The 22,141-nt window shown below is 33.6% G+C and carries 18 protein-coding genes and 3 riboswitches; of the genes, 2 read left to right on the plus strand and 16 right to left on the minus strand.

Annotation, left to right across the window (positions count from 1 at the left end):
* Positions 1–40 precede the first annotated feature (40 nt).
* On the plus strand, positions 41–862 hold the full coding sequence (locus tag JOC47_RS12065) for a helix-turn-helix transcriptional regulator (protein WP_204702333.1): 822 nt from the start codon (positions 41–43) through the stop codon (positions 860–862).
* Between the two features lie 47 nt (positions 863–909).
* Here JOC47_RS12065 and purH read toward each other — a convergent pair whose 3' ends face one another.
* The 9 genes from purH to purD form a co-directional block, all read right to left on the minus strand.
* Positions 910–2,478, minus strand: a complete 1,569-nt coding sequence (gene purH, locus JOC47_RS12070; RefSeq protein ID WP_204702334.1) for a bifunctional phosphoribosylaminoimidazolecarboxamide formyltransferase/IMP cyclohydrolase — start codon at positions 2,476–2,478, stop codon at positions 910–912.
* Between the two features lie 39 nt (positions 2,479–2,517).
* Entirely contained in the window at positions 2,518–3,123 is a 606-nt protein-coding gene (purN, locus tag JOC47_RS12075) for a phosphoribosylglycinamide formyltransferase (RefSeq protein WP_204702335.1), read from the minus strand.
* Between the two features lie 18 nt (positions 3,124–3,141).
* Positions 3,142–4,173: a phosphoribosylformylglycinamidine cyclo-ligase gene (gene purM, locus JOC47_RS12080; RefSeq protein WP_204702336.1), complete on the minus strand. Its 1,032-nt coding sequence runs from the start codon at positions 4,171–4,173 to the stop codon at positions 3,142–3,144.
* 248 nt (positions 4,174–4,421) lie between these two features.
* Positions 4,422–5,843, minus strand: a complete 1,422-nt coding sequence (purF, locus tag JOC47_RS12085) for an amidophosphoribosyltransferase (RefSeq protein WP_204702337.1) — start codon at positions 5,841–5,843, stop codon at positions 4,422–4,424.
* Positions 5,844–5,863: 20 nt separating this feature from the next.
* Positions 5,864–6,571, minus strand: a complete 708-nt coding sequence (purC, locus tag JOC47_RS12090; protein WP_204702338.1) for a phosphoribosylaminoimidazolesuccinocarboxamide synthase — start codon at positions 6,569–6,571, stop codon at positions 5,864–5,866.
* A gap of 354 nt (positions 6,572–6,925) precedes the next feature.
* Positions 6,926–8,326 (minus strand): lyase family protein, encoded by a 1,401-nt coding sequence (locus tag JOC47_RS12095; protein ID WP_204702339.1) that lies wholly within the window; start codon positions 8,324–8,326, stop codon positions 6,926–6,928.
* Positions 8,327–8,424: 98 nt separating this feature from the next.
* A riboswitch (purine riboswitch) is annotated at positions 8,425–8,526 on the minus strand.
* 79 nt (positions 8,527–8,605) lie between these two features.
* Positions 8,606–9,130, minus strand: coding sequence for a 5-(carboxyamino)imidazole ribonucleotide mutase (gene purE / locus JOC47_RS12100; RefSeq protein ID WP_204702340.1), 525 nt, complete (start codon positions 9,128–9,130; stop codon positions 8,606–8,608).
* Between the two features lie 154 nt (positions 9,131–9,284).
* Positions 9,285–10,442: a 5-(carboxyamino)imidazole ribonucleotide synthase gene (locus JOC47_RS12105; RefSeq protein WP_204702341.1), complete on the minus strand. Its 1,158-nt coding sequence runs from the start codon at positions 10,440–10,442 to the stop codon at positions 9,285–9,287.
* Positions 10,443–10,543: 101 nt separating this feature from the next.
* The gene (gene purD / locus JOC47_RS12110; protein ID WP_204702342.1) at positions 10,544–11,818 is read right to left on the minus strand and encodes a phosphoribosylamine--glycine ligase; all 1,275 of its coding nucleotides are present in this window, start codon (positions 11,816–11,818) and stop codon (positions 10,544–10,546) included.
* A 492-nt stretch (positions 11,819–12,310) separates the two neighbouring features.
* Positions 12,311–12,412: riboswitch (purine riboswitch) on the minus strand.
* Positions 12,413–12,555: 143 nt separating this feature from the next.
* On the opposite strand from purD, the gene JOC47_RS12115 reads away from it, so the two are divergent.
* Entirely contained in the window at positions 12,556–13,110 is a 555-nt protein-coding gene (locus JOC47_RS12115; protein WP_204702343.1) for an outer membrane beta-barrel protein, read from the plus strand.
* 36 nt (positions 13,111–13,146) lie between these two features.
* Here JOC47_RS12115 and JOC47_RS12120 read toward each other — a convergent pair whose 3' ends face one another.
* The 7 genes from JOC47_RS12120 to purB form a co-directional block, all read right to left on the minus strand.
* Positions 13,147–13,953 (minus strand): hypothetical protein, encoded by an 807-nt coding sequence (locus JOC47_RS12120; protein ID WP_204702344.1) that lies wholly within the window; start codon positions 13,951–13,953, stop codon positions 13,147–13,149.
* Between the two features lie 56 nt (positions 13,954–14,009).
* Entirely contained in the window at positions 14,010–14,462 is a 453-nt protein-coding gene (locus JOC47_RS12125; RefSeq protein WP_204702345.1) for a PTS sugar transporter subunit IIA, read from the minus strand.
* Positions 14,463–14,476: 14 nt separating this feature from the next.
* The gene (locus tag JOC47_RS12130; protein WP_204702346.1) at positions 14,477–15,358 is read right to left on the minus strand and encodes a CsgG/HfaB family protein; all 882 of its coding nucleotides are present in this window, start codon (positions 15,356–15,358) and stop codon (positions 14,477–14,479) included.
* Between the two features lie 145 nt (positions 15,359–15,503).
* Positions 15,504–16,235: a pyruvate formate-lyase-activating protein gene (gene pflA / locus JOC47_RS12135; RefSeq protein WP_204702347.1), complete on the minus strand. Its 732-nt coding sequence runs from the start codon at positions 16,233–16,235 to the stop codon at positions 15,504–15,506.
* Between the two features lie 281 nt (positions 16,236–16,516).
* Entirely contained in the window at positions 16,517–18,739 is a 2,223-nt protein-coding gene (gene pflB, locus JOC47_RS12140; protein ID WP_204702348.1) for a formate C-acetyltransferase, read from the minus strand.
* A 239-nt stretch (positions 18,740–18,978) separates the two neighbouring features.
* Positions 18,979–19,064, minus strand: a riboswitch (ZMP/ZTP riboswitch).
* 156 nt (positions 19,065–19,220) lie between these two features.
* Positions 19,221–20,504, minus strand: a complete 1,284-nt coding sequence (locus tag JOC47_RS12145; protein WP_204702349.1) for an adenylosuccinate synthase — start codon at positions 20,502–20,504, stop codon at positions 19,221–19,223.
* A 316-nt stretch (positions 20,505–20,820) separates the two neighbouring features.
* Positions 20,821–22,116 (minus strand): adenylosuccinate lyase, encoded by a 1,296-nt coding sequence (purB, locus tag JOC47_RS12150; protein WP_204702350.1) that lies wholly within the window; start codon positions 22,114–22,116, stop codon positions 20,821–20,823.
* Positions 22,117–22,141 lie beyond the last annotated feature (25 nt).

Raw genomic sequence — 22,141 nt, forward strand, 5'->3', positions numbered from 1 at the left:
ATATAAACATTATACCTATATGTGATTGTGAGGAGATATTATGAAAAAAATAAATTTGGATGAATGGTTCTTAATCAATGAATTTGTCAAAGAGATGGGGATTTATCTAGAATTATCAGAGTTTTGCAATAACATTTTAAAATCTCTTCTCCCTATTATTCCTTTTGAACACGGTCATTTCATTTTTTATAATAAACAAAACAGGCTAACTCCTATATCTTATAGATATCATATTTCTGAAAAAACACATCAAGATTATATGAGTCATTATTATCAACTAGATGGTTTTATGGATAAGGCATTAGACACCCCTACTCCTAAACGAAGTACAGATATTATGGATTATAAAAAATGGAAGAAAACTGAATACTTTAATGATTTTCATAAGCAAAATAATTTTCATTATATGGCAGTTAGCGACATTCATTATAAAGATAAACTATTAAGTTCATTAGTCTTAATCCGCAGCAAAAATGTATCAGATTTTAGTGAAAGAGAATTACTTTATCTCAAAATTATAGTGCCTCATCTAGCTAATCATTTATATAAACTAATCATTATTCACAAATTAAATAAAATACAGAAAGATAGTTTAATGCAAGTAATTGAAAATAATGAAGAGAAATTTCTTTTTTCTAAGCGAGAAAGGGACGTTGTACAACTAGTTATTCGGGGATTGAATAATCAACAGATTGCTGATAAATTATTCATTTCTCCTCAAACTGTCAAAAAACATCTGTCTAAAATATTCAAAAAATCTAATGTAATTAATCGTACAGAACTATTAGCTAAATTAATTAACTTAACAGATAATGAAAACATTTCATCTAAAGACAAATCTGCGATTTTAACTTTGTCATAATAAAAAGACAGCCCTTAAAGGGCTGTCTTTTTATATTAAATATATTATTAATGTCTAAAATGTCTTCTTCCAGTAAAGACCATTGCAATACCGTGTTCATTAGCAGCTTCAATTACTTGGTCATCACGAATTGAACCGCCAGGCTGAATAATAGCTTTAATTCCTTTTTCAGCAGCTTCTTCTACTGCATCTGGGAATGGGAAGAAAGCATCAGAAGCAACTACTCCGCCTTCTTGTCTGCCATCTGCCTTCCGTCCAGCAATCATCATCGAATCAACTCGACTCATCTGTCCTGCTCCAACACCAACAACCATTTCATTGTTGGCCATCACAATAGCGTTAGATTTAACATGTTTTACTACTTTCCAACTAAATAATAGATCTTTTAATTGTTCTTCAGTTGGTTTAACATCAGTTACAATCTCTAATTCGCTTTCATCTAATTCCACAATATCTCGTTCCTGGACTAATAATCCACCAACTACTTTTTTCATAGCATAACCAGGCTCTTCACGATTAATATATAAGTCTCCTGTTTCTAATAAACGAACACTATCCCAACGTTCTTTTAAAATTTCTACTGCTTCCTCTGTAAATTCTGGGCCAATTACAACTTCGATAAACTTGTCTTCTTGCGCTATTTCTTCTGCTATCTCAGCAGTAATCTTACCGTTAAGAGCAACAATACTACCAAAAGCTGATAATGGGTCTCCTGCATGAGCTTCCTTATAAGCCTCTAGCAGAGTATCTCCTGTAGCCATCCCACAAGGGTTAGCATGCTTAATCACTGCTGCTGCAGGCTGATCTGGAAAGTCTTTGATTAATTCTAACGCCCCATTAGTATCATTGATGTTATTAAAGGACAAGTCTCTTCCGTGCAGCTGCTTAGCAGTTGTAATTGAAGGTTCATTAGTTTCCCGCTCTTGATAAAAAGCTGCATCCTGATGAGGATTTTCACCATAGCGTAAATCAGACTTTTTACTATATTTTTCTAATAAAGTATCTGGCAAGTTATTATCTTCATCTTTAACTTCTCCTAAGTACTTTTGAATTAAGCTGTCATAACTAGCTGTATGTTGAAAAGCTTTATGCGCTAAGTCTAATTTTTTATCAGCTGATAAAGCACATTCATTTTCTTCTAATTCAGCTAAAATAGAATCATAATCACTTGGATCAACTACCACACCTACATCTTTGAAGTTCTTAGCAGCAGAACGAATCATAGTCGGACCGCCAATATCAATATTTTCTGTAGCTTCATCTAATGTAACATCATCTTGAGCAATAGTTTCAGCAAAAGGATATAAGTTACAAACAATCAAATCAATCGGCTTAATTCCCTGCTCTTTAATTTCTTGCATATGATCTTCATTATCCCTAACTGCTAAAATACCACCATGTACAGCAGGATGTAAAGTCTTAACTCGACCATTCATCATTTCCGGATGATCAGTTACTTCACTAATCTCTACTACATCCAATCCAGCATCTTTTAACTTTTGTGCAGTTCCTCCTGTAGAAATTAAAGTCACACCTAAATCTGCTAAACCTTGTGCAAAATCAACTACTCCTTCTTTGTCAGATACACTAATTAACGCTTGTCTAACCTTATCCATTCTCATGTCACTCCCCTTAAATTAATTGATAATTTACAATTACTCTTTTATCTTAACCTTCCCATCAATTACTTCTAACTTATCTTCCGCATACAATCTGATTGCTTCAGGATAAATTTTATGTTCTTGCTCCAAAATACGAGCAGCTAATCTTTCTTCTGTGTCATCCCACTTTACTTCTACTGCGGCCTGCAGAATAATTGGCCCAGTATCCATTCCTTCATCAGCAAAATGTACTGTACAACCTGCCACTTTAACTCCATAATCAAGAGCTTGCTTTTGAGCATGAAGTCCTTTAAACGCAGGCAATAAAGAGGGATGGATATTCATGATTTGATGTCTATACTGCCTAATAAAGTATGGACTTAGTAATCTCATAAAACCAGCCATTACTACTAATTCTACATCCTTCTCTTTTAAATTATTAACCATTTCCTGTTCAAAGTCCTGGTCTGTTTCATAATCAGCTGGATTAATATAGCAACTATCAATATTATGTTTCTTGGCCCTCTCTAACGCTCCTGCATCTTCATTATCACTGATCACTAACTCAATCTCAGCTGTAATTTCACCACTTTCAATCCCATCTATAATGGACTGTAGATTAGTTCCACGTCCTGAAGCTAATACACCAATCTTCAACATTTATTACACCCACCAATCTTAATTTTCTAATTCCACTTCATTGTCCCCTGCTTTAACTTCTCCAATTATATGTGCCTCTTCTCCCAATTCTTCAGCTGCAGCAACAATTTGATTAGCTTGGTCTTCAGGCACTACTAAAGCCATGCCTACGCCCATATTAAAAGTACGATACATTTCTTTAGTCTCTACTTCTCCATACTCCTGAATTAAATTAAATATTTCTGGGCGCTGCCAAGAACTAGTATCAATTACAGCTTTAGTTTCATCTGCTAACACACGTGGTAAATTCTCAACTAGTCCACCGCCTGTAATATGAGCTAAGCCATTAATTTGATATTTTTCTAATAATTTTAACACTGGCTGAACATAAATTTTAGTTGCCTTTATTAACTCTTCTCCTAAAGTACCATCTAAACCATCTAATTCTTCTTCAACTGAATAATCATGCACATCGAAAAATATTTTACGAACTAAGGAATAACCATTGCTGTGAATTCCATTAGAAGCTAAACCAATAATTTTATTACCAACCTCTATATTTTCACCAGTAATAATCTCTTCGCGGTCAACAATGCCGACTACAAATCCAGCCATATCATATTCACCAGCTGAATAAAAATCAGGCATTTCTGCTGTTTCTCCGCCAATCAAAGCACAACCTGCTTCTTTACAACCTGTCGTAATTCCTTTAACTACTTCCGCAGCAGCATCAGGATCCAATTCTCCTGTCGCTAAATAATCTAAAAAGAATAAAGGCTTTGCTCCTTGGGCCAAAATATCATTAGCGCACATTGCTACCAAATCAATGCCCACACTATCATGCTTATCTGTTTTAAAAGCAACCTTTAACTTAGTACCTACTCCATCAGTTCCTGAGACAAAAACAGGTTCTTGATAATCACTTAAATCTGGCGCAAATAAAGCCCCAAAACCTCCTAAACCAGTCAATACTTCATCACTAAAAGTAGATTCCACATCCTTTTTAACCTTATCAACAGTTTCTTCTCCTGCTTCAATATCTACCCCTGCATCTTTATAAGTTAATCCCAATCTATTCACCACCTAAACATTAATTAATTTATAATTTAGAATTGATAATGGATAATTAAATTCAAAAATATATAACCAAAATCTTGATTTAGCAATGCCAAATCTGCAAAATGCATAAAATTTGACGGTACTGCAATAACCCAACACCCTAGACTTGGCGGTGCCAAGTCTCTACACAGTATATCTTTACCGTTTTTTTATTATTTTATTGTTTTTTTAATTGTCAATTCTACATTATCCATTCTCAATTATTCAAAACTTAACTTACCCGTCCCTTTGCCAATTGGATAATCTCCATCAAAACAAGCTGTACAAAAACCACAATCTGCATCTAAGGAATTTAATAATCCCTCGATACTTAAATAAGTTAAAGAGTCAGCCCCAATATGGTCTCGAATCCCATCAAGATCATGCTGAGCTGCAATTAATTCTTGGCGACGAGATGTATCCATGCCGTAATAACAAGAATACTGCACTGGTGGAGAAGAAATAGCTAAATGAACTTCTGCTGCTCCAGCTTCTCTAACCATTCTAATAACTTGTTGACTAGTTGTCCCTCTTACAATTGAGTCATCAACTAAAATCACTCGCTGTCCTTCAATAATATCTTCAATTGGATTTAATTTTATACGTACCTTTAAATCTCTAATTTCTTGTGTCGGCTGAATAAATGTTCTACCAACATAACGATTACGTAAAATCCCCTTTTGATAAGGGATGCCTGATTCTTCTGCTAAACCTAAAGCAGCTGTAATTCCCGAACTAGGTACAGGTACTACTATATCAGCTTCAACATCCATTTCTCTTGCTAGTTGACGTCCCATATCTTTACGGGCTAAATGAACATTTTGATTAGCAATTACACTATCAGGACGAGAAAAATAAATATATTCAAAGACACAGAATTTACTTGCTTTTCTTTCAGTATAAAAAGTACTAGTAATGCCCTCATCATCAATTACAACTAATTCTCCCGGTTTAACATCTCTAATATGCTCTGCTCCAATAATATCAAAAGCACAAGTTTCAGATGCTACAATATAACTATCTCCTAGTTTACCAATAGATAATGGTCTAAATCCCTGCGGATCACGAGCAGCCATTAAACAATCTTCAGTCATCGCTACAATACTAAAGGCTCCTGTTATCTGTTGAAAACTGTGTTTTAAACCTTCAGTAATATCATCCTTAAAAGAACGCGCTACTAAATGAGCAATCACTTCTGTATCAAGAGTAGAATGGAAAATAGAACCCTGCGATTCAAGGTTTTTTCTCATTTCTGCTCCATCAACTAAATTACCATTATGAGCGATTGCTAAATCCCCTTTAATAGAATTAGTTAATAACGGCTGTGCATTAGCCATCATGCTCGAACCAGTAGTAGAATAACGTACATGACCTACTGCAGCATGACCCTTAAGAGCTTCTAATTTATCTTCATCAAAAATATTAGTCACTAGTCCCATATCTTTATGCAGATTAAACTCACCGTGATTATTAACACAAATCCCGGCACTTTCTTGGCCCCGGTGCTGTAAAGCATGTAAGCCTAAATAAGTTAAATTAGCCACATCAGTGCCATTATTAGGAGCATAAATACCAAATACACCGCACTCTTCTTCCATTTTATCTTGAGAAACTTCAATTTGTTGAGAACACTTACATGTCATACTCTTGTCATCTCCTTTAATTACTCTGTTAAGCGCTTAATGATTTCTTGATAAGCTCCTTCTACTTCTCCTAAATCTCTTCTGAATCTGTCTTTATCAAGCTTCTTACCTGATTCACTATCCCAAAAGCGGCAAGTATCTGGGGAAATTTCATCTCCTAGATATATCTTTCCATCCGTTCCTACTCCAAATTCAAGTTTAAAGTCAACTAAATCAATATTTTTCTCTGCTAAAAATTCAACTAAAATATCATTAATCTCAAAAGCTAATTCGCTGATTTCATCTAATTCTTCTGCAGTAGCTAATTCTTCTGCATAGATATGATAACGATTAATCATTGGGTCGCCTAATTCATCATCTTTATAATAAAATTCCAATACAGGCTGTGGCAATGCAGTACCTTCCTCTAAACCTATTCTTTCCGCTAAACTACCAGCAGCGATATTTCTCATTACTACCTCTACTAAAATAATATCCAATTTCTTAACCAAAATATCCGTCTCATTTAATTTTTCAATGAAATGTGTGGGAATCCCTTTTTCTTCTAATAACTCAAAGAAAATAGTTGATATTTGAGCATTCATTTCACCTTTATCAGTAATCTGACCTTTCTTCTGCCCGTCAAAAGCTGTAGCATCATCTTTATATTCAACCACCAATTTATCATCTTCATCAGTACTATATACCTTTTTAGCTTTACCTTCATAAATCATTTCTTTCTTTTCCATTTTTTTCGCCTCCTATGTATTATATCATAAATAGATTTTATAAATTAAAAACTAAAAAATAAAAATTTAAAACAAACCCAAGACTCACAATCAAAAAATAAGCAATCCCAAAATGGTACAGTTCTTGCCCCCACTCTTAAAGTAAGACTATCATTAAGATTACCCAGCAAGTTTTTCTGAGTGATATTAAATTTAGGTTATTAATGAGTCTTAACGAAGAGCAAATAATTTTAATTTTGATAGTTTAATTTCCTATTTAATTAAACTAAATTTAAATTATTTGCTCAAGTTTAGACGAATTAACCTCAATTTTCAAACGAAGAAATGCTTGCTGGGTAATCTCGAAGCTACACTTTATATAGATAATTCTATATCTAATTCATCAGCATACTTCTCAACCACTTTTTCTGTCTTTTCACTAGCAATTCCAATGTATTTAGCTGGATTAGTTAATAATTTCTTCTGCTTGTCATTAAATTTCTCAACATAAGGTTTTAATTCCTCTTTTTCTACTACTAATTCGCGCAAAGTTTTATCCTTCTCTTCCGCTTCTAAAGTTAATTTTCTAACCGCCTCATGAGCATCAGGATGGTCATAAGATGCTAATAAAATATATAATGGTTCTGCTACTATCATTTCTTTATTTTGATCAAAATTCTTTTGGATATTCTCATGATCTACAACTAATTTCTTACTAACACGAATTAAACGATTAACTGAGGCAAGAAGACCTACAATCAGTTCAGGAATGAACCTACTTGAAGCAGAGTTAGTTAAATCGCGCTGATGTTCCGAAATTTGGTCTTGATAAAGAGTCATCATCCGTGGCATAAATTCTTTCCACATACTTTTTACATTCTCATAATTAATCGGATTTCTTTTATGCGGCATAGTGGAAGAACCAACCTGGTCTTCACCAAAGTGTTCCCCTACTTCAGCAATTTCAGACCGCTGTAAATTTCTCATATCATCACTAAAATTAGCTATTACTCCAAATGTAGAGACTAAAGAATGAACAAAATCGGTCATATATTCCGGTTCAACAATTTGCGTGGAATGACTGCTTGCTTCTAAATCAAGTTCATTTAAGACATCTGCTTCAAAAGATTCAGGGTCTTCAAAGAACAGATGACTTGCATTATAAGCTCCGACTGCTCCTGCTATCTTACCCTTTAATTGTTCACTTTTAGCTTCAATTTCTTGAATTCTGTTCCCTAAACGGCTTACATATTCAGCAATACTAAATCCAAAAGTAACTGGCACAGCATGCTGGCCATGAGTTCTTCCCACTTGTACAGTATCTTTTTCTCTTAAAGCTATGTTCATTAATAATTTCTCTAACTCTTTAAGTGTTGGTAAAATTAATTCTTCCGCCGCCTTTTTATAACGTAAAGAATTAGCAGTATCAACAATATCAAATGAAGTTGTAGTAAAATGAATAAAAGGTTTAGCTTCATCGCTTACTTTTGCTTGGATACTGTTAACCAAAGCTCGAATATTATGTTTAGTCTTTTTCTCTTCAGCATAAACTTCTTCAGTAGTTAATTCTTCAATTGCTGTTTCTACTTCTTCTACCACTGTTGTAGAACACATATCTCTTTTAGCTAAGGCTTTAACTAAAGCTAATTCTACTTGCGCTTGATACTTTACTTTTGATTTTTCCGATAAATAAGTAGAATAGTCATTAAATTCATTTTCTCTCAGAGAATATCTGTGGTCTAAAGGACTGATATTCTCAAAAATATTTCTTTTCATTTAAATTTTGCCCCCTAATTTTATTAAAAATTATTATATCCACTAAAAAACAAAAAACCTAAATAAACTTCTCCTACACAAGAAGCCTATTTAGGTATACTTAGCCCAGCTTCTCATGTAGTTAGAGAGTTTACGGCCCCTAGTAGAAACGTGCGAACCATATTTTCGCACATATACGATGAGAATTGTTCGTCTATTATTTAACTTTCATCTCTATAATAACAGTTTATAGGTTAATATGCAAGTTTAAAGCGAATGATATTTTTATATTAATCTTTTTTATTCGTTGCTTTGCTTTGCCAAATACTTTTCATAGCCAAGTTCTTCAACTTCTGCTGCAGTTTCTTTAACTTGCTCTGCCATTTCAGATTTATAATCTTTCATCTGCTGTCTAATATTATTATCTGCTACTCCAAGCATCTGAATTGCCAATAAAGCAGCATTTTTAGCACCATTAATGCCTACTGTTGCCACTGGAACCCCACCTGGCATCTGGACAATTGAATATAAAGAGTCAACTCCACTTAACTTAGAAGTTTTGATTGGCACTCCAATCACTGGTAAAGAAGTCTCTGCTGCTGTCATCCCCGGTAGATGAGCTGCACCACCAGCTCCAGCAATAATCACATCAATTCCTTTATCTTCAGCTTGTTCAGCATAGTTAGCTACACGTTTTGGCGTTCGATGTGCTGATACAACTGTTAATTCATAAGAAATTTCAAATGCTTCTAATAACTCTGCAGCATCTTTCATAACAGGCAAATCCGAATCACTACCCATAATAATTCCTACTTTAACTGACATAAAAAAGCACCCCTTTTTAATTTATAATGGATAATTAAAAACATACAATCAAATTCAAAAAATCAATAAAATTTAATTCCAAACATAGATTTGGCAGTGCCAAATCTCTACACAAGATATCGTCAACTAAAAACCCAAGGGTTATCTTACTGTTTTACTGTTTTTCCCCTACTATCTCAATTGCCTCGCGCGCTTGCTTAGCTTTAGCAGCAGCTCTTTTTAAATCTTTATCCGTAGCAGTTAGATGACCCATCTTTCTGCCGGGACGAGCAATCTTTTTACCATAGACATGTAATCTAACATTGTCTACACTTAATACCTCTTCACTTCCCAATACCTGAGCTTCACCCTGCGGGGCAGTACCTAAAATGTTACGCATCACTGCTGCTTGAACTAAATCAGTATTGCCTAAAGGCAGACCAGCAATAGCACGAATATGATTTTCAAATTGCGAAGTAATACATCCTTCAATTGAATAATGGCCTGAATTATGAGGCCGAGGAGCAATTTCATTGATTAAAACCCGCTCATCTTCTGTGATAAACATTTCAATGCAGAAAATTCCTACAGCTGAAAAGACATCACTAATCTGATGTCCATATTCCAAAGCAGTTTCTTCTACAGCAGTAGAAATATCAGCCGGTACTTTTGTTTCAATTAAAACACTTTCCTCATGATTATTCTCCCCAATTGGATAAGTTATACTCTCCCCTTCTCTTCCTCTACAAACTATCACTGAAATTTCCTTAGTAAAAGGAACAAATTTTTCTGCCATTAACAAATTCTTTCCTGCTCCTAATTCTGCAAACGAATCTTTAATATCAGATTCAGACTCAATCAAAGAATTACCTTTACCATCATATCCACCAGTACAACTTTTCAACATAATAGGATAACCGAATTGTTCCACTGCAGTATAAATATCTTTCTTCTCTTCTACCTTGATATACTCAGGTACAGGTAAAGCATTCTTCTTTAATAATTCTTTCTGATTATATTTATTTTGAATGATGTCTAAACTTTTAGGAGTTGGATAAATACTATATCCCTCTGCTTCTAAATCTTTTAGGATATCTACTCCGATATGTTCAAATTCATAAGTCAATACATCAGTCTTTTGGGCCAACTGCTCTAATGCTTGGCGGTCATCAAAATCTGCTACGATATGCTCATCAGCAATACTGTGCGCTGGACAATGCTCAGTAGGGTCTAAAATAGTAATCTGAAAATCCATCTTTTTAGCTTCTAAAATCATCATTTTCCCTAACTGTCCGCCGCCAATAATTCCGATCTTTTGCTTTAGTGGATTCATTTTATCCCCTTCCTCCCTTTACTGGAAAAATATCATCTACATTAGACTTGGCAGTGCCAAATCTCTACATCTTTTAATATCACATCAACTACTCTAAGCTTTTAATTCTTATCTAGCGCCTTATCTCCTATATCTGTTCGATAATGAGCATCAGCAAACTCAATTCTTTCTACACCTTCATACGCTTTAGAAATCGTATCCTCATAACCATCACCCACAGCAGTCACACCTAATACTCGTCCTCCAGCAGTTACTATCTTATCATTTTCTTTAGCTGTTCCTGCTTGAAAAACAATAGTATCTTCATCAGCTTCTGCTTTTTCAATTCCTGTAATTTCTTCACCAGTTTCATAATCTATCGGATAACCGCCTGAAGCCATAATCACACATACTGACGTTTTATCTGACCATTGAATATCAATCTTATCTAATTGATTATTATTTACTGCTTCAGCTATTTCTACTAAATCAGTTTCTAATAATGGTAAGACAGCTTCTGCTTCTGGATCACCAAAACGAACATTATATTCTAAAACTTTCGGCACTCCATCTTCAATCATTAATCCACAGTAAATAAGACCTTTATATTCAATGCCTTCCTGCTTTAATCCGTCTAAAGTCGGCTCTAAAATTTCTTCCTTTACTTGAGATAACATTTCATCATCTACTATCGGAGCAGGAGCATAAGCACCCATACCACCAGTATTTGGACCTTCGTCATTATCATAAGCTGGCTTATGGTCTTGAGAAGAAATTAAAGGCACAATAGTTTCTCCATCAGTAAAAGCTAATACCGTTGCTTCTTCTCCTGTTAAAAACTCTTCTACAACTATTCTAGTTCCTGCTTCTCCAAACTTTTCATTGACCATAATCGTCTCCACTGCTTCCACTGCTTCTGCAGTCGTTTCAGCGACGATAACTCCTTTTCCCGCTGCTAAACCTTCTGCTTTAACTACAATTGGTGCTCCTTCTTCTTTTATGTAAGCAATTGCTGCATCAGCTTGAGTAAATGTTTCATACTTTGCTGTTGGAATATCATATTTCTTCATTAGATTTTTAGAAAATACCTTACTACCCTCTAATTGCGCTGCATCTTGATTTGGCCCAAAAACTGATAAGCCCTCTGCTTTAAACCTATCAACTATGCCCTCTACTAAAGGTGCTTCAGGACCAACAAAAGTTAAAGCAATTTCTTCCTCTTGAGCAAATTCAATTAATTTATTAATATCCGTATCATCAATAGCAATATTATTAGCAATTTCTTCTGTTCCAGCATTACCAGGTGCAACAAAAACTTCTTCAACCTTCTGACTCTGTTTTAATTTCCAAGTTAAAGCATGTTCTCTTCCTCCACTACCAATTACTAAAATTTTCATGTATATCCCTCCGATTTATTAAATAATATCTATATAAAGCTTCACTTTATAGTAAGACAGTGAAACAGTTGGACAGTAAGACAGTTTTAAAGTCAAATGCAAAATCAAAGTCAAAAAAATAAGCAACCTCAAAATGGTATATCCCTGCTCCCGCACTTAAAGTAAGACTATCATTAGATGTATGAGCAAGTTTTTCATAGTGGCATTAAATTTAGGATGTTAATGAGTCTTAATGAAGCAAACTTAAAATAAATTTTGTATTGTTTAATCTCCAATTTTGATTAAACTAAATTCATTTTAAGTTTGTGAATTTTAGACGAATCATCCTAAATTTCTAAACGAAGAAATGCTTGCTCATACATCTCGAAGCTACACTTTAATATAAAAAACCCAGACAGGCAGATTCTACTAAACTAAGAGTAGAACCTCCCCGCCTGGGCTTTTATCCCTTCGGTGTATAATTGTACCGCTTGGACCAAAAAGTATAGTTGACCCTAGGTACACTTCCCTCATAGTCAGGCAGTTATTGGCCACCCGGTAGAAACTTGTGAGCCTTATTCTCACGATTATATGAGGTAATATATTGTTTTAATATTTTCTCTACTCTAATAGTAACAGATTAAAAATAAGTAGTCAATAAAAAAATGAACATTCTAGTAATAAAAAACAAAATTGTTCATGATTAAAAATAGGCTTTAATTTTTATTATTTTTATAAATTTAAAGGAGGAAAAAATTATGAAGAAAATGATTATTTTTATGTTGGTGATGGCATTTTTAGTGTTTAGCGGAACTGCTTTAGCTCAGAATTCAAGTCATTTTGAAGCAAAGATTGGGGCAGATGTGCTTGGTGAACTTGAAACAGATTCAATTGATGATGATACTGAATTAGGATTAACTTTAATTGGAGAATATAAAATTCCAGTTACTTCTCAATGGACTTTTGGCGGTGGTATTGCTTATCAACTAGATAGGTCAGTGGATGATTATGGAAACGTAGATTTCAATTTTATTCCAATTTATGGTCTAGCTCAATATGATTTAATGAATAATCCAATCTATTTAATTGCTAAATTAGGCTATAATGAAATGGATATTGATAATATCAGTAGTATTGATCAAGATGGTGGAGCATATTATGGATTAGGAGCAGGATTAACTTTTGGTCAATATAATCAGTATGTCGCTGAAGCAACTTATTCTGTTAATAATGGAGAATTTGAAGATTTAACCGGAAATACAGTTGATGTGGAACATAGTAAATTATCTATTATAGTAGGTAGAAAATTTTAAATACTCATCTCAGATAATCCCTTCTTCTTGAAGGGATTATTTTAATTGATTCAACTTATTTAAAATCAAATTACCTTTGATTTTAAGCACACTATTATTTTGAGTAGTAATTACCTCTTCTAAATCCTCAAGATAATGATTTAATTCTTTAACTCGTTCTTTATTCTCTTTTTTCATTTTTAAATCTTCTAACTCATTTACTCCTGACTTTAGCTTTCTTAAATTCTGACTTTGTTGTGTTTGATTATCTCCCTCTATTTGACTTAAATAAACAATATTGCGCACATAAACGCGCATTTCTTCTATTGTAGACTTCAATTTTTTATTATAATATTGTCTGTATAATTTAGCAAATTCTAAATTTAATCCATTAGCCTGAAATAAAGCTTCTAATAATTCGTTATTCTCAATCTGCTGGGTTAATTGATTCATCTTTTTTTCAATTTTTTTAGCTTGCTTTGTATCTAAAGATTTTTCACTCTCATAGCGATTCCAATTTTTAAATAGCTGTTCTATTTTATTGATTAAACCTTTCCATTTTTCTTCTTTCTTTTTTAGTTCTATTTTTTGCATTTGTTCTTTTTGACTATCTTTATTTTCTTCTTTTTGCTGCTCTTGATTCATTTCTTTATTACTTTTCATTTGCTGTTTTCCAGCAGGACGACTTGTCTTAAAATAGAATTGTTCTAATCTTTCAATAATATTTTCATTAGTAGAATTTACAGTTAATAATGATTGATTTATAGAAAGAGAGCCATTTTTCTCTTCTACCTGCTTATTGCCGCATCCTAACAAGGCGAAGAAAAGACATAATATTAATACTACTTTAAATGATTTATACAAAATTATTCTCTCACCTTTCACAATTATTTCTTTTATTATTTGCTTATTGCCCAAGATTATTCATAATTTTTAGTTACTGCAATTATTTCTTCTTCGCTTTCAGCTGTTAAGAGTTCTTCTCTATAATCATCTTGTCTCACATTTTTAGTTAGTTGGGCTACCATTTCTAAATATTCAGGAGAGTGACCTTCATAGTCTGCTACCATGAAAAACAAATGCACCGGCTGACCATCTCTACTATTAAAATCAATCCCTGCTTGAGAACGACCAAATACTAAAGCCAAGTCATTAACGACTTCACTCTTTCCATGCGGGATAGCTACCCCTCGTCCTAAACCAGTAGTCCCTTCCTGTTCACGTTCTAAAATAGTTTGATAGAACTTATCTTTATCAGTAATTTTATCTTCCTCTTTTAGTAATTCTACCATTTCTGCTAATACTTCTTCTTTAACCTCACCTTTTAAATTTAATTCAATTAAATTTTCATCTAATAATTCACTAATCTTCATTAAGACCACCCCTTTTAAAATTGAACCAATTGTCCTTCAACAATCGACTCTTCTTCCTTTAATATCTCTGCTACTACTGCTTCATCAGTCAGATTAATTATTTTCACCTCGCCAATTTTCATCGTAACTGGATTATCTAATTCTTCTACTTCAACTTCTTTCACTACTTTAGCCGTCTTACCTACCATTAAATTGTTAGGATCAACCTTAATAATTAATTTATTGCCCATTACTTTGACTATCTTTCCTGTTTTAAGAGTAGAATTATTGTTCTTTAATTCTTTAGCTAAATTGCTAACAAAAGAGTCTGTTGCTTTATTAATACTTTTACCTAAAGCCGACTTCTTAAATGCTTTAGAACCAAAACTAACTCCTTCATAATTAGAAATTTTAAATGATCTATCAGAAGCTTTTCCTTGCCCCTTAAAAGACGATTTTATTTCTGCCGTAGTCGTATCAACTAATCTACCTGTTAAAGTTACTTTTGCTTTAACACCTGAGGTTTTAAAAGGACCAACTCCAAAGCTAACCCCCTTTTCTACTTCCATATAGGTTAAAGTAGTTAAAACAATCGAATCAACTCCCAAAATTCTACCGAGTTTAGCAGCAGTAGTACTATCTAATAAACCACTTTGACCTAATTTTTGTTCTTCTATAACTTTTTTTAATCTAGTCCTTTCAATGACTTTAATCTTATCCTTAGAAACTAATTTATCAGTTATTTCCTGGGTCATCCCCTGTAAAATTTCATCTTCATTAAAGCCATGCCAACTCAAATCCCCTTCTTTAACGGGCATCACAGCTATTAAGTTCTGCTGGGCAAAAGACTTTCCAGAAAAAGTAATTAGTATTAAAATTATTACTGCTAAAATATTAACCTTTTTTATATTCTTCATTTAACTCACCCCTGAAATTATATGTTCTACAAATTTAACTCTTGTTAATTAATTGTATCAAATAATAATTTTATTTTAAACCATTTATTTCCTAAGTTGAAAGCAAAAACTCTTCTGCACAATACAGAAGAGTTAAAAGTTAAAACTATTTTATTTCGACTTTAATATTTTGTTGCTTAATAATTTCTTTGATTTTTTCAAGTTTTTCTTCACTAGGAGGCTCTGTTTCCGATAGTTGATAATCTAGCCCTAACTCTTCCCATTTATGAACACCTAAGCGATGATAAGGTAATAATTGTACTTTTTTTAAATAGGAGAGAGATTTTAAATAACTGGCTAATTCTTTAATTTTATCTAAGTCATCAGTAATCCCTGGTACAATAACATGTTTAATCCAATAAGGCTGCCTTTCTGATTCTAATAATTTTATTAAGTCTAATGTCTTTTGATTACTAACTCCCGTTAAATCTTGATGTTGTTTATCATCTAGATGTTTTAAATCTAAAAGTACTAAATCTAAATTAGGCAGTAATTTCTTAAACTCATCTTGCTTTACATATCCCGAAGTATCTAAAGCAGTATGAATTCCTTCCTCTTTGCAAGCCGTAAGCAAGTCTGCTACAAAATCAATCTGTAAGGTAGGCTCACCACCAGAGATAGTAACTCCACCCTGCTTATTAAAATATGGCTGACATGATTTAATTTTCTCCATCATAGTCGAAATAGAAATCTGCTCCCCTTTATTTTTCTGCCAAGTATCTGGATTATGACAATATTTACAGCGCAGAGGACAACCCTGCATAAAAACTACATAGCGAATACCTGGGCCATCTTGAGTGCTAAAACTTTCTACAGAGTGGATATAACCGGTAGTCATTTATAAGCCCCCCTTTTTAGTAATGAGTGACAAGAAAAGAGTAATCAGTAGAAAATCAAAAGCAAAGTCAAAACCAAGTTCAAAAGCCATCATTTCAAAATTCGTATCTTTTTTGAAATTTTGACTTTATGTTTTTACTCATTACTGCTTACTCTTTACTATATAGATAGTTACATACTTTTATGGAATGTCCTAGCTATTACCTCATTTACTGTTTTCTAAAGAACAGAAAACAGACATGGATAGGATTTTCTTTATTGATAGCATTAATTATTACCAGATTACATACTCCTATGAAAGGTTCTTGCTATTACCTCCTGCTGTTGCTCTGGGGTTAAACGAATGAAGTTAACTGCATAACCTGATACTCTAATTGTTAACTGTGGATACTTCTCTGGATGATCTACAGCATCTAATAATGTTTCCCGTTTTAGCACATTGACATTCAAATGATGAGCTCCTTTACTAAAGTAACCATCTAAAATAGAAACTAAGTTATCAATCCGTTCTTGATCATTAGCTCCTAAACTTTTTGGTACAACAGAGAAGGTATTAGAAATACCATCTTGGCAGTAATCGTATGGTAATTTAGCTACAGAGTTTAAGGATGCAATTGCCCCTGATTGATCGCGGCCGTGCATTGGATTAGCTCCTGGTGCAAATGGTTCACCTTTATCTCGACCGTCAGGTGTTGCTCCGGTTTTCTTACCGTATACAACATTAGAAGTAATCGTTAAAATGGATAATGAATGATCAGCATCTCGATATAGATCATGTTGTTCTAACTTGTTCATAAATCTCTTAATTACCTCTATTGCTAAATCATCAACTCGATCATCATCATTACCATACTTAGGAAAATCACCTTCAATTTCAAAATCAACAATTAAACCTTCTTCATTCTTAATTGGCTTTACTGTCGCATGCTTAATAGCACTTAAAGAATCAGCTATAATAGACAGACCGGCTACTCCAAAGCCCATGATGCGGTCTACTTCTGTATCATGTAGTGCCATTTGGACTCGTTCATAAGCATATTTATCATGCATATAATGAATAATATTTAATGCATCTACATACTTCTCTACTAACCAATCTAGTAAGGTGTCAAATTTATCCATTACCTGCTCATACTCCAGCACATCTCCTTCATAAGGTTCAAATTCTGGGCCAACTTGCACGCCAGTTAATTCATCTTGTCCACCATTTAAAGCATATAACAAGGTTTTAGGCAAATTACACCGTGCCCCAAAGAACTGCATCTCTTTGCCGGGACGCATACCAGACACACAACAAGCAATCCCATAATCGTCACCAAACTCTAAGCGCATTAAATCATCATTTTCATATTGGATAGAGCTTGTATCTTTAGAAGCCTGAGCACAGAAATCTTTAAACGGCTTTGGTAACTGCTCGGACCATAAGATAGTTAAATTAGGTTCTGGTGCTGGACCAAGATTATACAATGTATTCAAAATTCGATAGCTTGTCTTAGTAACTAGTGCTTCTCCATCAATATTTAATCCACCTAATACAATAGTAATCCACATTGGATCCCCACTAAATAATTCATTATAGCCAGGTGTTCTCAATTGTCGAGCTAATCTCAACTTAATTACAAAGTCATCGATTAATTCTTGGGCTTCCTCTTCTGTTAAGACTCCTCGGTCCATATCGCGTTCAATATAGATATCAAAGAATTCTGCCACACGACCAAAGGACATAGCTGCACCATTATTCTCTTGAATAGCAGCTAAATAACCCATATAAGTCCATTGAATTGCTTCTTGGGCATTTTCAGCCGGGCGGGAAAGATCTAAATCATAATTTTTCCCCAATTCTTTTAATTTCTTCAAAGCTTTAATCTGCTCACTCACTTCTTCTCTTAATCTTACATTCTCTTCTGTCATGCGGGTAGACATATTTTCCAAATCTTTTTTCTTTTCTTCAATCAAGTGGTCTACTCCATATAATGCAACCCGCCGGTAATCTCCAATGATTCTGCCTCTTCCATAAGAATCAGGCAAACCAGTAATTACACCTGAACGTCTAATTTCTCTTAATTCCGGAGTGTATACATCGTAAACTCCATCATTATGAGTCTTACGATATTTAGTGAATATTTCATCAATTTCTTCATTTACTTCATAGCCGTATTCTTCAGCAGCTTTACGCGCCATTCTAATGCCACCGTAAGTATTCAAAGGTCTCTTTAATGGTTCATCAGTCTGTAATCCTACAATTTTCTCTGCCTCTTCTTCTATATAACCTGGGTCATAAGCATTAATATCTGCTACTGTGTCTACATCAACATCTAACATTCCATCATTCTCAATTTCTTTCCACAATAATTCTTTACACTGCTCCCATAATTCTTCTGTTCTAGTAGTTGGCCCTGCTAAAAACGATTTATCACCTGTATACTGTTGATAATTAGTCATCACAAAATTCCGGACGTCTATTTCTTCTTTCCACTTAGTCCCAGCAAAATTTAAATCTTTCATTTAAATGGCCTCCTTATAAGCTAATTAATTTTAGTTTTATGGCAAAATTTAAATTAAAATGATTATCATTTGCAATTTAATACTAACATATTTATCACAGACTGGTCAATAAAAAAATATTAGTTAAACAATGGCGAATATTCACACAACTAAAACTATTTGAATACTTTTATTTTCTGTTAACTACGGTGTGATTATTTACTGCCAAAATAAAAAAATCGCCCGCCCAGATAACATAAATACGTCATCCAGGCGGGCGATCATATATATCAGGTCGTGCTTCCTCATGGTTAATTCCATGGATCCGCCAGTTACACAACCCCTAAATTGTATTTGAAATTCAATTATAGTAGATTTGGCAATGCCAAATCTCTACATTACAATGCCTATTTCTTAATCAATCTACAAATACATCATAACATCTTTCTCTAATAACATCTAGTCTTTTTTATATTTTATCTTTTCTATTTTCCCCTTTAATTTAAAATAGATCATTAATCATCATTGTCTGTTTACGTTTCGGACCAACAGAAAGAATATCTAATTTTACCCCAGTTAATTCACAAATTCTTTCAATATACTGCTTAGCATTAGCAGGTAAATTCTCATAATTTGTGATTTCAGTAGTATCTTCTTCCCAACCAGGCAGCGTTTCATAGACTGGCTCACAATCAGTTAAAATCTCCTCATTTGTTGGGAATTCAGTTAATACTTCGCCTTCATAACGGTAACCAGTACAAATCTTAATTTCTTCTAATTCATCTAATACATCTAATTTTGTTAATGCTAAGCCAGTTAAACCGTTTACTCGAGCAGCATACTTAACAATTACTGCATCAAACCAACCACAACGGCGTGGTCGACCAGTAGTAGTCCCAAATTCATGCCCTTTATCTCTTAAATGCTCTCCAGTTTCATCTTCTAATTCAGCTGGAAAAGGACCTTCTCCTACTCTAGTAGTATAAGCCTTAACTACTCCTAATACATTATCAATTTTTGTCGGACCTACACCACTACCAGAACAAACTCCACCAGAAGTTGGATTAGAAGAAGTTACAAAAGGATAAGTTCCATGGTCAATATCTAATAATGTACCTTGTGCTCCTTCAAATAATACATCATGACCATCATCTATTTCTTGATTAAGTAGTAAAGAACTATCTACTACATAAGACTCTAATTGTTCAGCGTAATCTAAATACTCCTCAATAATTTCATCAGCATCTAAAGGATCCATACCATACACTTTTTCCAAAATTAAGTTTTTCAATTCCACCATTTCTTTAACTTTAGCTTTAAAGACTTCTTCATCTAATAAATCTTCTAATCTAATACCAAAACGGCCAATTTTATCCCGATAAACCGGGCCAATTCCTTTGCCAGTAGTACCAATTTTATCGTTTCCTTTTCTTGTTTCTTCTGCATTATCTAACATTCGGTGGTACGGCATAATAATATGTGCTTTAGAACTAAGATATAAATTATTAGCTTCAATACCTCTTTCAGCTAAATTATCCAGCTCTTCAATTAAAACTTTAGGATCAATCACTACTCCATTACCAATTACACATTTAGTATCTTCATATAAAATACCAGATGGAATTAAATGCAACTTATACTCTTCATCCTCAACTACTACAGTATGACCAGCATTATTTCCACCTTGATAGCGACCTACTACATCTGCTTCTTGACATAACATATCAGTAATTTTACCTTTTCCCTCATCGCCCCATTGAGTTCCTACCACAACAGTTGTTGACATCTAAAAAAGCCCCCTATAAGTTTAGTAATTAGTAATGAGTAACTAGTAATGAGTTAAAAACTAAAAACAAACCTTTACTATCTAAGATTTTTGGCTTATCTCTTTTCATTAATCTATTTTACATTTAGATTCTTTTATCTTTAATGATTTTTTACTTCTTTTGTTTTTGCTCTTTACTACCTTTACTCATCACTCATCACTCTTCACTAATCACTTTTTTCGTTTTTTCTACTCTTTTTCTTGTTACTGCTTTTTTATTTGCTCGTCACTCTTTACTCGTAACTGATTACTGCTTTTTATTCACTCATTACTATTCTTATTCCAACCCTAGTCTTTGATAAATAGTATCTATATTCTGCAAGTGGTACGAATAATCAAATATTTCTTCCACTTCTTCTTCATTTAAATATTCTAATAACTCATCATCTGCCAATAATAATTCTTTAAAGCTTTGGTCTTCCTCCCAAGCTTTCATTGCATTACGCTGGGCAATATCATAAGCTTCTTCTCTCAGCATTCCTTTATCAACTAGATTTAACATTACTTTTTGAGAAAAGATTAAACCATTTGTTTTCTCTAAATTATCCTGCATATTATCTTCATGAACTCCTAATTCATAAACAACATCTTCAAATTTAGTTAACATATAATCTACCAAAGTACTGCTATCAGGAAGTACAACTCGTTCTGCTGAAGAATGAGTTAAGTCCCGTTCATGCCATAAGTTAACATTTTCATAGCCAGTTTGAGCATTTGACTTTACAACTCTTGATAATCCAGATACCCGCTCACAAACAATTGGATTCTTTTTATGCGGCATGGCTGAAGAACCCTTTTGGCCCTTTTTAAATGATTCTTCTACTTCCAAAATATCTGTCCGCTGTAAATTACGGATTTCAGTTGCAAATTTATCTAAAGAACTAGCAATATTAGCCATTACAGATAAGAACTCAGCATGACGGTCACGTTGTAATATTTGTGAAGAAATAGCTGCTGGCTTTAAGTCTAGCTTTTCACAAGCCAACTTTTCTACTTCAGGATCAATATTAGCAAAAGTACCTACTGCTCCAGAAATTTTACCTACACTTACCCGTTCTAGCAAGCCTTCCGCTCGTTCTTGATGACGCTTAATCTCTGAATACCAATTAGCAAACTTCAATCCTAACGTTACAGGTTCAGCATGAACACCGTGAGTACGGCCAATCATTACTCGCATTTTATATTTTTTAGCCTGTTTAGCTAAAGCTTCAGCTAAAGAATCTAAATCATCTATAATTAATTCTGTGGCTTCTTTTAATTGCATTGCTCGGGCAGTATCCTTAATATCAGAAGAAGTCAAACCTTTATGTATATACTTTGATTCTTCTCCTAAATTTTCTTTAACTGCTCCTAAAAAAGCTAACATATCATGTCTAGTTTCTGCTTCAATTTCTTTAATTCTTTTTACTGTAAATTGAGCATTATCTTTAATCTTCGTCACTACTTGCTTAGGCATCTGATCTAATTCAGCCATAGCTTCACAAACAGCTATTTCAATTTCTAACCAATAATCAAATTTATTTTTTTCATTCCAGACCTGATCCATCTCAGGTAATGAATAGCGATCAATCATTTGTTTTTTCCTCCTAGAAATTAAT

Origin of the sequence: Halanaerobacter jeridensis (genome assembly GCF_016908315.1) — a bacterium.
In the GTDB taxonomy this organism is placed as follows: domain Bacteria; phylum Bacillota; class Halanaerobiia; order Halobacteroidales; family Halobacteroidaceae; genus Halanaerobacter; species Halanaerobacter jeridensis.